This is a genomic window from Nitrospira sp. (assembly GCA_030692565.1).
In the GTDB taxonomy this organism is placed as follows: Bacteria; Nitrospirota; Nitrospiria; order Nitrospirales; family Nitrospiraceae; genus Nitrospira_D.
Genome location: JAUYAO010000017.1, coordinates 1 through 13,742, shown reverse-complemented (window position 1 = coordinate 13,742; position 13,742 = coordinate 1). Strand labels below are relative to the sequence as shown.

Annotated in this window: 16 protein-coding genes; all 16 read right to left on the bottom strand. The window is 60.9% G+C overall.

Annotation, left to right across the window (positions count from 1 at the left end; all coding sequences use genetic code 11):
- Positions 1–271 precede the first annotated feature (271 nt).
- The gene (locus tag Q8N04_04265; GenBank protein MDP3089865.1) at positions 272–748 is read right to left on the bottom strand and encodes a hypothetical protein; all 477 of its coding nucleotides are present in this window, start codon (positions 746–748) and stop codon (positions 272–274) included.
- A gap of 214 nt (positions 749–962) precedes the next feature.
- A complete protein-coding gene (locus Q8N04_04260) occupies positions 963–1,913 on the bottom strand; it encodes a DUF1207 domain-containing protein (GenBank protein ID MDP3089864.1) in 951 nt (316 codons plus the stop codon).
- 6 nt (positions 1,914–1,919) lie between these two features.
- Positions 1,920–3,050 carry an ABC transporter permease gene (locus tag Q8N04_04255; GenBank protein ID MDP3089863.1) on the bottom strand — a complete coding sequence of 377 codons (1,131 nt, stop codon included), beginning with the start codon at positions 3,048–3,050 and terminating at the stop codon, positions 1,920–1,922.
- Positions 3,051–3,057: 7 nt separating this feature from the next.
- The gene (locus Q8N04_04250; protein ID MDP3089862.1) at positions 3,058–4,191 is read right to left on the bottom strand and encodes an ABC transporter permease; all 1,134 of its coding nucleotides are present in this window, start codon (positions 4,189–4,191) and stop codon (positions 3,058–3,060) included.
- The gene (locus Q8N04_04245) at positions 4,188–5,165 is read right to left on the bottom strand and encodes an ABC transporter ATP-binding protein (protein ID MDP3089861.1); all 978 of its coding nucleotides are present in this window, start codon (positions 5,163–5,165) and stop codon (positions 4,188–4,190) included. Before Q8N04_04245 ends, Q8N04_04250 begins: the two co-directional genes overlap by 4 nt.
- Positions 5,149–6,108: an ABC transporter ATP-binding protein gene (locus Q8N04_04240; GenBank protein ID MDP3089860.1), complete on the bottom strand. Its 960-nt coding sequence runs from the start codon at positions 6,106–6,108 to the stop codon at positions 5,149–5,151. The genes Q8N04_04245 and Q8N04_04240 overlap by 17 nt, the downstream gene beginning before the upstream one ends.
- A complete protein-coding gene (locus tag Q8N04_04235) occupies positions 6,095–7,219 on the bottom strand; it encodes an efflux RND transporter periplasmic adaptor subunit (GenBank protein ID MDP3089859.1) in 1,125 nt (374 codons plus the stop codon). Before Q8N04_04235 ends, Q8N04_04240 begins: the two co-directional genes overlap by 14 nt.
- A gap of 90 nt (positions 7,220–7,309) precedes the next feature.
- On the bottom strand, positions 7,310–8,650 hold the full coding sequence (locus tag Q8N04_04230) for a TolC family protein (GenBank protein ID MDP3089858.1): 1,341 nt from the start codon (positions 8,648–8,650) through the stop codon (positions 7,310–7,312).
- Positions 8,651–8,826: 176 nt separating this feature from the next.
- The gene (locus tag Q8N04_04225) at positions 8,827–10,269 is read right to left on the bottom strand and encodes an ATP-binding protein (protein ID MDP3089857.1); all 1,443 of its coding nucleotides are present in this window, start codon (positions 10,267–10,269) and stop codon (positions 8,827–8,829) included.
- A 6-nt stretch (positions 10,270–10,275) separates the two neighbouring features.
- A complete protein-coding gene (locus tag Q8N04_04220) occupies positions 10,276–10,533 on the bottom strand; it encodes a winged helix-turn-helix domain-containing protein (GenBank protein ID MDP3089856.1) in 258 nt (85 codons plus the stop codon).
- Positions 10,449–10,952 (bottom strand): response regulator, encoded by a 504-nt coding sequence (locus tag Q8N04_04215; GenBank protein MDP3089855.1) that lies wholly within the window; start codon positions 10,950–10,952, stop codon positions 10,449–10,451. The genes Q8N04_04220 and Q8N04_04215 overlap by 85 nt, the downstream gene beginning before the upstream one ends.
- 20 nt (positions 10,953–10,972) lie before the next feature.
- Entirely contained in the window at positions 10,973–11,443 is a 471-nt protein-coding gene (locus Q8N04_04210) for a DUF2231 domain-containing protein (protein ID MDP3089854.1), read from the bottom strand.
- A 78-nt stretch (positions 11,444–11,521) separates the two neighbouring features.
- Positions 11,522–11,899 carry a PepSY domain-containing protein gene (locus tag Q8N04_04205; GenBank protein MDP3089853.1) on the bottom strand — a complete coding sequence of 126 codons (378 nt, stop codon included), beginning with the start codon at positions 11,897–11,899 and terminating at the stop codon, positions 11,522–11,524.
- 145 nt (positions 11,900–12,044) lie between these two features.
- Complete coding sequence (locus Q8N04_04200) at positions 12,045–12,383, bottom strand: cupin domain-containing protein (GenBank protein ID MDP3089852.1); 339 nt, start codon at positions 12,381–12,383, stop codon at positions 12,045–12,047.
- Between the two features lie 79 nt (positions 12,384–12,462).
- Positions 12,463–13,542: a transporter gene (locus Q8N04_04195; protein ID MDP3089851.1), complete on the bottom strand. Its 1,080-nt coding sequence runs from the start codon at positions 13,540–13,542 to the stop codon at positions 12,463–12,465.
- Positions 13,505–13,742: hypothetical protein (locus tag Q8N04_04190; GenBank protein ID MDP3089850.1), on the bottom strand; the 238-nt coding region annotated here is incomplete at its 5' end. The genes Q8N04_04190 and Q8N04_04195, both read right to left, overlap by 38 nt.

Genomic DNA, 13,742 nt, shown 5'->3' with positions numbered 1-13,742 from the left:
CGGTCGCGATCTTGCGCCGACGCGATGGACACAATGCCGACCGGCAGCAGCATGGCTGCGGCCACTGCGATGGAAAGAATCATTCTGGACTTCATCTGACACCTCCTTGTGCACGTAACCGTGAGCGACATTGCTCGCGGCAAAAGCCGACGATCGACGGCTTCTTTCCCTACGACATCCGGCCATGCCGTCGTCCCTACTCTGAGTCACCACGCACGAATTGGATTCACGTTGACTCGGATTTCATGCCTCTGAGGCCTCTGAAGGCTCCCTACTTCTCCAGCCCAAATCGATACATGTCATGGCACGTGGTGCAGCGAGCCGTCATGCTGGAGAGACGCTGGAAAATCTGTTGTGGGGTTTCTTTCTGGACGACCGCATCCGCGAGGGCATCCATGTCTTTATGGATCGACATGCCCATCTGCTTGAACGGTAGCGGGAGCTTCACCATGATCGCCGGTTCGGTGTCCGCCGCCATCTTCATCCCCACGTCTCGCGCCGCCTGTTCTACGGCTTTCATGTCACCGTCCGGAGTGCTCAATCCTGTCACCACGCCGTGCACCGCTTTCAGGAGCTGGCGCATCTCTGCCAGAATCTGATCCCGCTCGCTTGCTGCCAGGACAATCTCAGTTCGCCCATCGGTACCAGGTCTCGTCCAACCCGTCACAAACACCCACCCAGCGACAGTCACAGTGATGACCCAGAGCCCAAGCGTTGCGAGACAAAGTGCGCGTGCCTTGCTGCCCATTTTATTCCTCCTCAGACGTGAAACACCCCCTCGTACTCAATCGACATTCAGCCATCAGTACATGACCCTCCCTCCATTGTGAGCACGATCCGTACGGAAGGATTCACCGGTCGGCGTCCTTTTCAGCGTTCCAGCATAGGTCGACCTCGCGGGAGCCTGCGAGATCGCCATGGACAATTCCGATCCAGAACGGTACTCCGCTTCTGTGAGTTGCCTAAAAAGCTAAATAGAACCCAAAGCCGACGCTCTCGACCTTCTCGTTGAAGAACTGTCCATAGGGATAGAAGCCGCGATAGTAATTCACCAAAAACCGAAATCTCCGCTTTGCGCCTGGGCGAGACCACTCGAACCCGCCTACGATATTGGTGTTGATGATCCAATGCAGCTCTTCGAAAGTTTTAAAGTCCGCCCCCAGGACGGGTGTGAGCTGGAGCCCCGGTATCCCGCGCTCAAGGAGTGGAGAGGGAATCGTCGTCCCACGCAACTCCATTCCCCACTGCACCCGGTTCCTATCCAGCACCGCCGGTTCGCGATGCACCAAGTAGCCTCCACCTGCATACACCCGTATCCAGCGATGGTCGTAGGATAGGATCGCCTCAACCTCCTCGAAACTCAGATTCACCCGATTGAATGCCGGATTCTCCAGGAGAAATTCGTCTCCGACATGACTGCTCTGATGGTAGAGGCGCACCCGTGTCGACCAGTCACCATGCCGCCAGGAGACGGGAATCCCCACGATGTAGTCGGCATTGATCAAGTCAGAAGACGGCGCATCCAGGTTGAACTGTGAAAAAACCCCGGCCAGCAGGCCCACCTGCCAACCATTACACCCTTGACGCTTAGTGTAGAAGCCGAAATTTTCCCCGAATCCCACCGAGCCGACATTGACGGACTTCCCCACCCCTTTCACGGTACTCGTGGGCTCTCTGCGCTGAACGGATTGATAGGTGGCGAAGAACTGCGGCTGTTTCGGATCCGCCATCAAAGGTCGGAACACGTCATCGCTTGGGAATGCCGAATTGCTCATTCCACTCTCACTCTGCTCGTACCGGCAGTCGAACGCCGCGCCGCTCTTCGTGTCCTGCGCGTCCTCCGCTCGGGCCTCGCCCATTGTCAGGACAGTGAGGCCAACCACCCCGATTACCGTCTTCCAAAACAAAGTCATTTCTCCCTAGATGGCGGTCTTGCGGAACCGCCGGGCCGCCACCCACAACGTCGCTATTCCCAAGATCAAGAGCGCCAACATCTGCGGCCAGAGAATATCGGGCCCCACCCCCTTCAAGAAGATCCCGCGGATGATCACGAGGAAGTAGCGCAGCGGGTTCAGGTACGTCAGCCATTGCACAGGCTCAGGCATGTTCGCGATCGGAAAGACGAAGCCGGAGAGCAGCATGGCGGGGAAGTAGTAGAAAAAGGCGCTCATCATCGCCTGCTGCTGCGTCCGGCTGATGGTCGAGATCAGCAGGCCGATCCCCAGCGTGCTCATCAGGTAGAGGCTCGTCGCTCCGAAGAGCAGCAGCAGACTGCCCCTGATCGGGACGTTGAACCAGTAGGCGGCGATCACAGTCACCAGCACGACATCGGCAAAACCGATCAGTGCGAACGGCAACATTTTGCCCAGAATGAACTCCGACTGTCGAATCGGAGTGACCATAATCTGCTCAATGGTACCGATCTCCTTTTCGCGGACCACCGCCATGCTGGACAACATGAGCGTGACCAGGGTGACAATCAGCACGATGACGCCGGGGACGTAAAAATTCCGAGACTCGAGATTTTCATTGAACCAGGCGCGCGTCTCTAGCGCCACACGGGCGGGGGAGGCCGGCTGGCCGGTCGCCCGGACGAACCGGGTGAGCAACACGGTTTCGCCGAACCGTCCGGCGATTTGCCCCGCATAGTTGAGCACGATGCCGGCCGTATTTGAGTCCGTCCCGTCCACAATGATCTGCACGGCCGCAGTCCGCCCAGCGCGCAGGTCGTCCCCGAACCCCTTGTTCATCCGCAGCACCGCTTTGACCAGCCCGCGATCAACGAGGTGCCGACCCTCTTCCTCCCGATCGACGTACTTCACCACGTCGAAGTAGCCGGATCCAGTGAACCGGGCGGTGAGCTCGCGGCTGGCCCGGCTGTTGTCCAAGTCAAAGATTGCGGTCGGGATATGGGTGACGTCCGTGGTGACGGCATAGCCGAAGACCAGCGTCTGCACGAGCGGCATCACAAAAATCACCGTCCTCATCCGCGGATCGCGGAGGATCTGGATGAATTCCTTGATCAACATGTGCGTGATCCGCTCAAACATTGTTTTCTCACGCCATCTTTTTCTTGAAAACCAGATTGGCGGCCAGGAACACAAGCAGGCCGAAGACGGTCAGTAGCGCGGCCTCCATCATGAGCCGCTCCAGCCCGATCCCTTTGAGATAGATCCCCTTCAACAGCGAGACAAAATACCGGGCCGGCACCACATGGGTGATGGCCTGGATCGCTTTCGGCATGTTGCTGATGTCGTACATGAACCCGGAGAGCAGGAAGGCCGGCAGGAAGGTGACCACCATGGCGAGCTGGCTGGCCAGCAACTGGGCTTTGGTCACAATACTGATCAGCATGCCGAGCGAGAGCGCGCCGGCTAAAAAGACGGCGGCCATGCCGAACAAGAGCGCGACGTTGCCGCGCAGCGGCACCTCAAAGAGAAACTCACCCATCAGCACGGCGACCAGGACATCCAGCATTCCGATGCCGAAGTAGGGCAACAGTTTGCCGAGGATCAGTTCGGGGCCTGTCAACGGCGTGGAGATCACCTGCTCCATCGTGCCGGTTTCCCACTCACGCGCCACCGTCAGCGAGGTCAGCATCGCGGCGATGACCATCATAATCACCGCGATCAGTCCCGGAATGATGTAGTTCTTCGATTCCATGCCGGCGTTGAACCAGACTCGCGGGCGCAGATCGAGCGGGACCGTGACGGTTCGGCCGCTGGTGCGGGCGGCCTGCTCGATCGCCAGATCCTGGTTGTAGGTCCGTGCGACGGTCTCCAGATAGCCGAGGACAATGGTCGCCGTATTGGAGTCGCTGCCGTCCACGATCGCCTGAGCCTGGGCAACCCGGCCCGACTCCACGTCCCTCGCGAAATCGACCGGAATGACCAACGCCACCAGGGCATTCCCCGCATCGATCGCCCGCTCGATTTCGGCATAGGTCTGCACAACAGGGCGGAGTGAAAAATAGGGCGATCCCTCGAAGCGGCTGATGAAGTCGCGGCTGGCTTGCGTGCCGCTCTGATCCCAGACGACCAGCGGCACCTCGTCCACGTCCAGGGTCAACGCATAGCCGAACAGGATCAGCAAGAGGATCGGGATGGCGATTCCCATAACGAGGCTGCGCCAGTCCCGGACGATGTGGATGCTTTCTTTACGGGCAACCGCCCACGTGCGCCGCGCGTTCATCCCGCCACCTCGGCCTGAGGACGCTCCAGTCGGTCCCGCGTCTCGATCAGCGACACAAAGACGTCCTCCATCGACGGCACGATCCGCTCCGCCCGCGACACCCCGAGGTTCCGCTCAGCCAGCGCCGCTCTGATCGCAGTAATCACGCCCTCCGCCCGGCGCTCGGCCACCACATGCAGTCCCTTGCCGAACAGGGCCGCTTCCTTGACCCCTTCAACCCCCCCGAGCATCAGCATCGCCTCCTGTGGCTGCTCGCACAGCACCTCGATGATGTCGTCCTGCATGAAGCGCGTCTTCAGCTCGTCCGGCGTCCCGGCGGCGATCAATTCCCCGCGATAGATCAACCCCAGCCGGTCGCAGTATTCCGCCTCTTCCATGTAGTGGGTCGTCACGAAGACCGTCACGCCCTGTCCGGCCAGCGCGTAGATGAGATCCCAGAAGCTTCGGCGGCTGATCGGGTCCACGCCGGATGTCGGCTCATCGAGAAAGATAATCGGCGGCTCGTGCAGGATGGCGCAGCCCAACGCGAGCCGTTGCTTCCAGCCCCCGGACAGCACGGCGGTCCGGGACGCGCGATGCTGCGACAGGCCGGCCATGCCGATCACCCATTCTTTCCGCTCCGTTTTCTTCGCCTTGGGAATCCGGTAAATGCCGCTGTAAAAGTCGATGTTCTCCTCGACCGTCAAGTCCTCGTAGAGCGAGAACTTCTGGCTCATGTACCCGATGTGCGCCTTGATCCGCTCGGCCTCTTGCATGATATCGAAGCCGGCGACCGTGCCGGTGCCGCCGGTCGGAGTCAGCAGGCCGCAGAGCATCCGGATAGTCGTGGACTTGCCGGCGCCGTTCGGCCCGAGAAATCCGAAGATCTCGCCGGCCTTGACTTGCAGGCTGATCCGGTTGACGGCGACGAACGACCCGAACCGCTTTTCCAGATCGTGGACGACGACCGCATAAGGCTCAGAATCGGTACGCATCAATCGGTTCCTGTTGAGAGACGGCCCCTGCACTCGTCAGCACCGAGACAAAGACATCCTCCAAGGAGGGCTCGATCGACCGCAACTCGTGTAGCGCAAAGCCTTCGGCTAGCAGCACGGCCGGCACCTCCCGAGCGGTCTGTGTCGGATCCATCGTCACCACATGGATGCGGTCTCCGAACAGTCCGATGGACTCGGCCTTCACGCGCTGCTTGAGCAGGGCTGCGGCCTCGCGCGCCCGGCTGACACGGACTTCCAGGATCGTGCCCCGCATGAGGGCTTTGACCCGGTCCGGGGTGTCACAGGCAAGCAGACGGCCCTGGTGCAACAACGCCACCCGATGACACCGTTCGGCCTCATCCAGATAGGCGGTAGAGATAAAGATGGTCACACCTTCTTTGAGGAGGGAATAGAGAATCCGCCAGAAGTCGCGCCGCGACACCGGATCCACCCCGTTCGTCGGCTCATCCAGGAACAAGACTTTCGGCGTATGGATCAGCGCGCAGGCCAGACCCAGCTTCTGCTTCATGCCGCCGGACAATCGTCCGGCCTGCCGCTTCTTGAACGGAGTGAGATTGCTGAACGAGAGCAGCTCGTGGAGTTTTTGTTCGCGGCCTCTTGCGGGAACTCCGTAGAGATCGGCGTAGAAATGGATGTTCTCGTCCACCGTGAGATCCGGATACAGCCCGAATCGTTGGCTCATGTACCCGATGTCGTCCTTGACCGCCTCCGCCTCCCGGACAACATGCTTACCCATCACCCAGGCCTCGCCGCCGCTCGGATCCATCACGCCGGTCAGCAGCCGCATCGTGGTCGTCTTGCCGGCGCCGTCCGGACCCACCAGCCCGAAAATTTCCCCCTGGGCCACCTCGAACGTCAGATCGTCAACCGCACGGACCGCTCCGAACGCTCTCGACAGATGGGCCAGCCTAATGGCCTCCACCGGAGGCCTCCGCACGATCCGGCAGAATGATCTTGGCATCGGCCGGCATGCCGGCCTTGAGCTCCATCTGAGGGTTGGCGATGGTGATCTTGATGCGATAGACCAGCTTCACCCGCTCCTTCTCGGTCTGGACACTCTTGGGCGTGAATTCGGCTTGAGAGGCGATGAAGGACACGCGCCCCTCGTACACTTTGCCCGGATAGCTGTCGGTCGTGACCTGCGCCGCTTGCCCGACCTTGACCCGCCCCAGGTCGGTCTCATCGACATAGGCCCGCAGCCAGACATGGTCCAGATTGCCGACGGTCACGATCGGCGTCCCGGCCGCGACGAACTCACCCGGCTCGATATTGTGGGACAGCACCACGCCGGTCAGCGGCGAGGTCAGCGTGGCGTAGCTCAACCGTGTCTCAGTTAAGGCCAGCGCTTCCTTGGCCTGCTGAAGCTGCGCCCGCGCCCGCTCGATTTTTTCGATGCGCGGCCCCTTCCTGACAAGGTCCAGTTGCTCCTGCGCCTCCCGAAGTGTGGCCTCGGTCACCTCCACAGCCGTCTTGGCCGCATCGTAGTTCTGCACCGAGACATTGTCCTGCTCATAGAGCGTCTTGAAGCGCTTGAAATCCGCCCGCGCATGCGCCACATCCGCCTGCGTCCGCCGGACCACAGCCTGCGCTTGCGCCACTTCCTCCGGCCTGGATCCGGCTTCCAGCTCGGCCAGCGCGGCTTCGGCGGCCCGGACCTCCGCCTTGCGCAGCGCCACCTCCTGCGCCAGCTCGCCGGTATCCAGTCGAGCCGCCAACTGCCCCGCCCGGACCGTCTCTCCTTCTGACATCAGGCGCTCCGCCACCCGGCCCGAAATCTTGAAACTCACCTCGGCGTCGGTGATTTCGATGTTCCCCGACACCCGCAGTGCTCCCGAGTCCGGTACCGTTCGTGACTGTAGATACAGGCTGGCGGCCAGGGCAAGGAGGAGCGCACCGACGATCAGGATCGCCCGCATCCACGTGCGTGTGCTCGCGCTTCCTGCGACAGACGATGCGGCAACCGGCTGCGAGGCTCCATGCCCGCCTGGCTCGGTCCCACCCGATCTGTGAGGAGCCGTCGTCTCTGTGCTCATGCGCCTCCTCTTCTCGCTTACCTGGGAATCGTCATTCGTCAACCGTCAATCGTGAAGAGGATCTCTGTCATCAATGACCAGAGACCACTCTTAAAAGAGCGTTTCGATTTCTCCCTTGGCCCGCGCCAGATTGATGCGCGACGCGTTGAATCGGAACAGGGCTTCAATCTGATTGTCGCGCGCGCGCGCCACCGAGGTTTGCGCGTTCGTCACCTCGATATTCGTGGCAAGGCCGGCGGCAAAGCGATCGCGCGCAAAGGTCAGTTCCTTCATCGCCAGCTCAATCCCTTTCCCGGCGACCGCGACCTGCTGCGTGGACGAGTCGAGCGTGAGAAGCGCGTTGCGGACTTCGAGAGTGACTTGATCGGATACATCCTTCATCCGGATCGACTCCTGCCGCACGCGACTGCGGTTCTCAGAGATCCGGCCCTCCCGCTGCCCCCCGTCGAAGATCGGCACCGAGAGCATGAGTCCGACCGAACGCGTGGCCAAAGCATCCTCCGGTTTCAATCCAATCCATCCATAGTCGCCGTTCAAAGACAACGAAGGGAGCCGTTCACTCGCGACGGAGCTGAGGCTGAGCGACGCCAGCTTCTGGCGGGTGATCTGCGCTTTCAGCTCGGTGCGGTTCTCCTGGGCGGCCAGGAGTGCGTCGGTGGGAGACTGAGGGGCCACATTGACCAACGCCAATTCATCGGTCAACGTCAATCGCACATCGAAATCGATTCCCAGGGCGCGAATGAGATTCAGCTTCGCACTCTCCTGATCATTTTGTGCCACCAGCAATCGTTGGCGGGTATTCTCCAACTGTACTTCTTCGCGCGTCACGTCGAGCCCTGTCGCCACGCCGGCTTTCTTTCGATCCTGTGCCAGTTTCAAAAGCTGCTCACTGAGTTCCATGTCGGCCTGGCGGGCTTTCACGGCCGCCTCAGCCCGTGAGGCTTCCATGTACAACAATCCAGCCGTGGCCATGACATCGCGCTTCGTCACTTCGGCCTCCAGGCTCGCCACATCCACGCCCGTCCTGGCCGCGCGCCATCGCTGAATGAGGCTCAGACTGAACACATTCTGAACGAGGCTGGCCCGCGCGTCATACACATCGAAGGATGGCGTCACGCTCCCGGTCAAGCCGAGCGCGCCGAGCCGGTCTTGAGGGAGACCGAACGCAGCCAGATTGACCGTTTGATTGCGCCCGGTCATGTATCCGGAGACGTTCGGCAACATAGACCCCAGGCTGGTATCGGCTGCAGCCTGAGCCGCGGCAATGCGCTCTTTCAGCAGCCGCACGTTGACGTTGTTGTCGATCGCCGCTTGAATCGCATCGTGCAGACTGAGACGAAGCTCGGAACGAATCTGAGGCGACTCAGCCCCCGCCGCGACGGTTGCCACCCAGAGTGCCAGCATGGTCGTGCACACAGTCCACCCCTTCATACCTCTCCTCCTTATCACGCGCTACGACGGCACGGTGGATGCCGGATAGGTCCGGTCACGCTGCTCGCGACTTGGCTGATCAAGACACCCTGCGTTTCGGCTTCGATCAGGCGTGGAAGCATGTCAGACCTCGGGGCAAATAGCTACCGCGCTGCCGCAGGATATCCCCGCGCTTCTCACACGGTCTCTGGGAGCGGCATGGAAGAAGGGCAGCCGATCACCGGAAGCAACAGGGTAAAGACAGCTCCCTTGCCCACCTCACTCTCCACCCGCACCTCCCCGCCGTGCGCCTCAACGATCTCCTTCACGATGGCAAGCCCGAGGCCCGTTCCCCCATCTTCTTTCGCTCGCGCGCGGTCGGCTCGATAGAAGGGCTCGAACAGATGGGGCAGAAGCTCGGGGGCAATGCCCGGACCGGTGTCTGAGACCGTAATCCTCACTATCGACGCGGTTGCCGCCAGCGTGACCGCGATCTTGCCCTGCGCGGGCGTGTGCCGAAGCGCGTTGTCCAGCAGATTGATCAGCACCTGTTTGAGCCGGCCGGCCTCACCGAGCACCATCGGAACAGGACCGACGGCGAGGCTGAGCGTAATCGCCCGGTCTTGCGCCAGCACGTCAAGATCGCCGATCACGTTCCGTGCGATCGGCTCGAGCGCGAGCGGTTTCATTTCCATGGCCGTGCGCTCGCCCGATAACTGCGCCAAGGTGAGCAGCGAGTGCGTCAGCGCAATCAGCCGCTCGACCTCTCCCAGCAGCGTGAGCATCGAGTCTCTGTATTCTTCCGCCGAACGCGCCCGCTGGAGGGCTACCTCCAGATTCCCCCTGATCGCGGTGAGCGGGGTTTTTAACTCGTGCGCCGCGTCGGCCACAAACCGGCGCTGACTTTCAAAGACCTTGTGGAGGCGATCGAGCATGGCATTGAAGACGTGGGCCAAGCGCTGGAACTCCACATAGGGGGCATCAACCGGAGCTCTGATGTCTAACGGAGGGCTGGTGATCTGTTCCGCTGTCCTACTGAGAGCTTCCACCGGTAAGAGGGTCTCACGAGCCAGCCAACCGCTGCCGAGCCAGGCAGCCCCGAGCCCGAGCAGGACAACCGCGCCAAGCAATCCGAGTAGCATCTGCAGCGATTCCCGAACGACACGGAGGGACGCCTCGGTTTGGAGGATGTACCGCACATCTCTGTCCCGCTGGATGGGAAACAAGATACGTCGAACCTGAGAGCCGGAGCCCGTGCTGATGGTATCGTACACAACCTCACCCTGGAGCGTTCTTCCGATCATGGCCTGGGCGAGCCCGGGGCGTTTGGCAACGGCCGCCCCGGTCCAGACGGCAGTGCCGTCCGGGGACAACACCACGACCGACCGAGCCGCTTCACGAATAAGCCGCTCATCGGCATCGTCGTCGTCACCCGAACCGCCGAATTCCCGTAAGACGCCGGTTGCGACCTCAACTTGCCGCGCTTCCGCCTGCGCCGTTGCCAGTAACTCCTGATCCACGTGACGGTGCAGCACAATCGACAGCCCGGCGTAGAGCAGTATCCCGAACGTGAAGATCAAGCCGAGCATCAGGAACAACGCGGCTCGCCGGATGTGACGGTGGAACGAGCGCATCGGCATGCCCAATCAATCTCCCTCGGACATCTTCAGCATGTACCCGACGCCCCGAACCGTCTGAATGAGCGGCGGAGCGAACTCGCGGTCGATTTTCGCCCGTAAGGATCGGATATGCACATCGACAATGTTGGTCACCGACTCATAGTGGATGTCCCAAACATGTTCGATGATGGCAGTGCGCGTCAGCACCCGATCCGCATTGCGCAGCAGATATTCGAGGATGGCGTATTCCTTATTGGTGAGCGCGATTTCCTTGCCGCCTGCCACACTCGATGGGCTATGGGATCCAGCTCCAGATCCGCCGCCTTGAGACAGCCCGCCGGCTCTCCGGTCCGGCGAAGCAAGGCGCGCAAGCGGGCCAGCAATTCGGCAAACGCGAACGGTTTGGTGAAATAGTCGTCGGCACCGGATTCAAGCCCGGTGACCTTGTCCTCGACGGTCTCGCGCGCGGTCAGCAGCAAAATCGGCGTGCCGTGCCGATCGGCCCGGAGTCGCCGGCAGACGGCAAGGCCATCCAGCTTCGGGAGCATGAGGTCCAAGATGATCAGATCATACGGATTATCTTGAGCCAGCCGCAGTCCTTCTTCCCCATCGACCGCCACATCAACGGCGTAGCGCTCTTCTTGAAGGCCCTTCTTGATGAAGGACGCCACATCGGGATCGTCTTCGACGACAAGAATCCGCACGACCGCGCCCTTTCTCTTCGCTACCGGTGAGAGACCGTCTCCGCCAGGTGCGATGTCCTCGCGGCGGCCGCCTTGACGCCAGCACCATGCTCATAAACCAGATTTCCGCCGGTGTGACCGGTCGCACTGACGGCCACCAGTCCGACAGTCGCCACCGCTAGATAGGCGGCAAGGACCCTTATCGTAAAGCGATTGCGAAGCAGGAGCCGAGACAGAAACATGATTGCCATAATGCCGAGCGTGACGTAGGCCAGCATTTCGTGGGTCTCGATGAGGGCTTCAGCCACACCCGCTTTCTCCGCCGCATGTTCCGCGAATCTACCCGCGACCGCGGCGACGAGGCCACCTAGAAGCCCCAATCCCAGCAGCCAGAGCGCGCCTTCGCGGAGGCTGTCGCGCATGAGGGCTGTACTGGCCACATCAAAGAGGACACTGGCGAACAGCAACGCGATCGGGAAATGTACGAGCATCGGATGTAAGAGCATGTCCATGTCCAAACCTCCATACGAAAATCTAAGGGACGGGAGCCCGGCTCGCACATCCGGCCGGGCTCCTAGCGCGCAGCGATGTCAGGACTTGTGCTCCCTCTTCCGCTCCTGTTTCCGTTCTCGGTCCCGTTCTTGTTCTCGATCCTTGCCGTTCTCGGCATCCTCTGAAGCGAGGACCGCGCCGGTGCGGCTATCCACTTGAACTTCCATTTTCTTGCCGTCAGCCGTGAGGATCTCCAACTCCCAGAGAGCCACTCCGTCCTCGTCTTCGAGCTCGGCCTCAAGGACCTTGCCCGGATACTTCTGGATCGCGGCCTTGATCGCCTCCTCGATGGAAATCCCGGCTGTAGACTCAGCCGCTTTCTGGCCCATCCGGGATTCGCCGCCGATGGCAAACCCTGTAGCCAGCATGAGAACCACCGCCGTTCCCGTCAGACCCGCAAGAGATGAACGCTTCATGACTGTCCTCCTTTGATGAATGGTTGAAGGTGTGAACCGTCGACACTTCACACCATAACCCTTCGATATGAAGTCATCATGAAGGGCGCATGAAACTTCCTTCATGTTGCGAGGAGGACGAGGCGCACGGCCGCTGCCGAATATCTCATGCGAGTTTGGTCGATTCGGTGGGACGCGGAACCTTGACGACCAGCGCACGAAACGATTTGTCGCTTTGGTTGGACCACCTGTGCGGGATGCGAGCGGGACTGGGAATGAGCGTGTCCGGACCGACTTCTTTCGTGTCGTCTCCAACTTCTACGACCCCTCTCCCTTCCAATACATAGAAAAAGACATCGACCAGCGTCACATGCGTTTTGAGAGACTCGCCCGGTTCCAGCGTGAGGTGAACCACTTGGGCATGTTCGGTGTCGTACAGCCGGCTCGCCTTTACTTGATGAGGATTCTTGGTGAGATCGGCCTCCCTCGCGTTGACAATTTCCACGGTTCTCCTCCGTTCGTTCTGCAGCGTGCGGTGTTCGTGCAATGGCTCTCGTCTGTCGCGCGGCCTACGCCGCTGTCAATTAAAACCGGAACCTGACTCCGCCGCCGACCCCGTAATTCGGAGCCCCGTTCGACAACCCGACAAGCAGCGACCCGGTGAGATGCACAGTGTCATCCACGACATAGTTCGCCAAAGCCAACAGATCCCGAGCGTTATTCACCGTATTGACCAACGCGCGATACTCTTCATAAAACACACTCATGTTGAGGTTATCCGTTACGTCATACCCGATCCCGACGTCATACCACCACTGGTTATTGAAGTTGGTGCCCGGCGCGTCGCCGATCAGGTTGTAGCCTCCGTCAAGATACGCCAGCCATCGATCAGCGAGGCTTTTCGTCAACTCCACCCCAGCCCCCTCATCGAACTCGCCTGTGCCGAGCCCGCGATCGGCATCCGCGGTCGGTAATTTAACCCGCCCGATCAGCGCCACGAGCGGCATGAAGGGGCTCTCCTCGATTACATAATAGCGGCCACGCAGAATGATATCGCCGAGCCCGCTGTCGGTTGTGGCAGTGGACAACGGACTGGCTCCGGTCCCCTTGCCGCTTCCAGACGCGCTGGCGAGCGTCCCCACCGGGCCAGCAGTGGCGCTGCTTGTTCGCGTGGGAACTCCACCCACCAGTCGCACGGCGCCGGTACCGGAGATGCTGACAAAGGGAATCGTCAGGCTCACGTCTCCGTCCCGAAAGATCCGCCGAACCGTCATGGGCGCATAGAGAATGTTCGTTCTGGAATCCGTCCCGTAAGAACCGCTCGAATAATTGACGGTCGCGCTGACGCGCCATTGAGGGGCCGGTTGAGGCGGCCCTTCGGTTTCAGCAGCCACCGCCCCGTCGACCGTTCCTGCGCCAATGACAGCGAGAACAACACCAAGTACGACACCGACTCTGCGCCGGCAGGTAGAATGCCTCCCGCATCGGACCGATGCACCGGTCGCTTTCTCGGCCTGTGAGTTCATCGGCAGCATCTTTTTCCCTCGCAAGATGGCACGCGCACCGCCTGCTGACAGGCGATGCGCGATTCCCCCCATCAGACATCTTTGCACCAGCAGGAAGGACTCAGCGACCGCCGCGTTCAGTCCGTTCTGCCTTCTCATGCTGCGGCCTCTCAGGTCGCTCCGTGCGGGTTTGTTCACGGGTTCGCTCCCTTGTCCGCTCCTGTTCCTTGAGCTGATCCTTCTCTTTCAGCTGGTCCTTGGTCTGCAGCTTGTCCTTATCCTGAAGCTGCTGCTGGGTCTTCAGCTGATCACGGTCGCGATCTTGCGCCGACGCGATGGACACAATGCCGACCGGCAGC

What these genes read in the sequence shown, in the direction of transcription:
- Q8N04_04265 (MDP3089865.1), bottom strand. Translation starts at nt 748, where the DNA reads ATGGGCAGCAAGGCACGCGCACTTTGTCTCGCAACGCTTGGGCTCTGG.
- Q8N04_04260 (MDP3089864.1), bottom strand. Translation starts at nt 1,913, where the DNA reads ATGACTTTGTTTTGGAAGACGGTAATCGGGGTGGTTGGCCTCACTGTC.
- Q8N04_04255 (MDP3089863.1), bottom strand. Translation starts at nt 3,050, where the DNA reads ATGTTTGAGCGGATCACGCACATGTTGATCAAGGAATTCATCCAGATC.
- Q8N04_04250 (MDP3089862.1), bottom strand. Translation starts at nt 4,191, where the DNA reads ATGAACGCGCGGCGCACGTGGGCGGTTGCCCGTAAAGAAAGCATCCAC.
- Q8N04_04245 (MDP3089861.1), bottom strand. Translation starts at nt 5,165, where the DNA reads ATGCGTACCGATTCTGAGCCTTATGCGGTCGTCGTCCACGATCTGGAA.
- Q8N04_04235 (MDP3089859.1), bottom strand. Translation starts at nt 7,219, where the DNA reads ATGAGCACAGAGACGACGGCTCCTCACAGATCGGGTGGGACCGAGCCA.
- Q8N04_04230 (MDP3089858.1), bottom strand. Translation starts at nt 8,650, where the DNA reads ATGAAGGGGTGGACTGTGTGCACGACCATGCTGGCACTCTGGGTGGCA.
- Q8N04_04225 (MDP3089857.1), bottom strand. Translation starts at nt 10,269, where the DNA reads ATGCCGATGCGCTCGTTCCACCGTCACATCCGGCGAGCCGCGTTGTTC.
- Q8N04_04210 (MDP3089854.1), bottom strand. Translation starts at nt 11,443, where the DNA reads ATGGACATGCTCTTACATCCGATGCTCGTACATTTCCCGATCGCGTTG.
- Q8N04_04205 (MDP3089853.1), bottom strand. Translation starts at nt 11,899, where the DNA reads ATGAAGCGTTCATCTCTTGCGGGTCTGACGGGAACGGCGGTGGTTCTC.
- Q8N04_04195 (MDP3089851.1), bottom strand. Translation starts at nt 13,542, where the DNA reads ATGAGAAGGCAGAACGGACTGAACGCGGCGGTCGCTGAGTCCTTCCTG.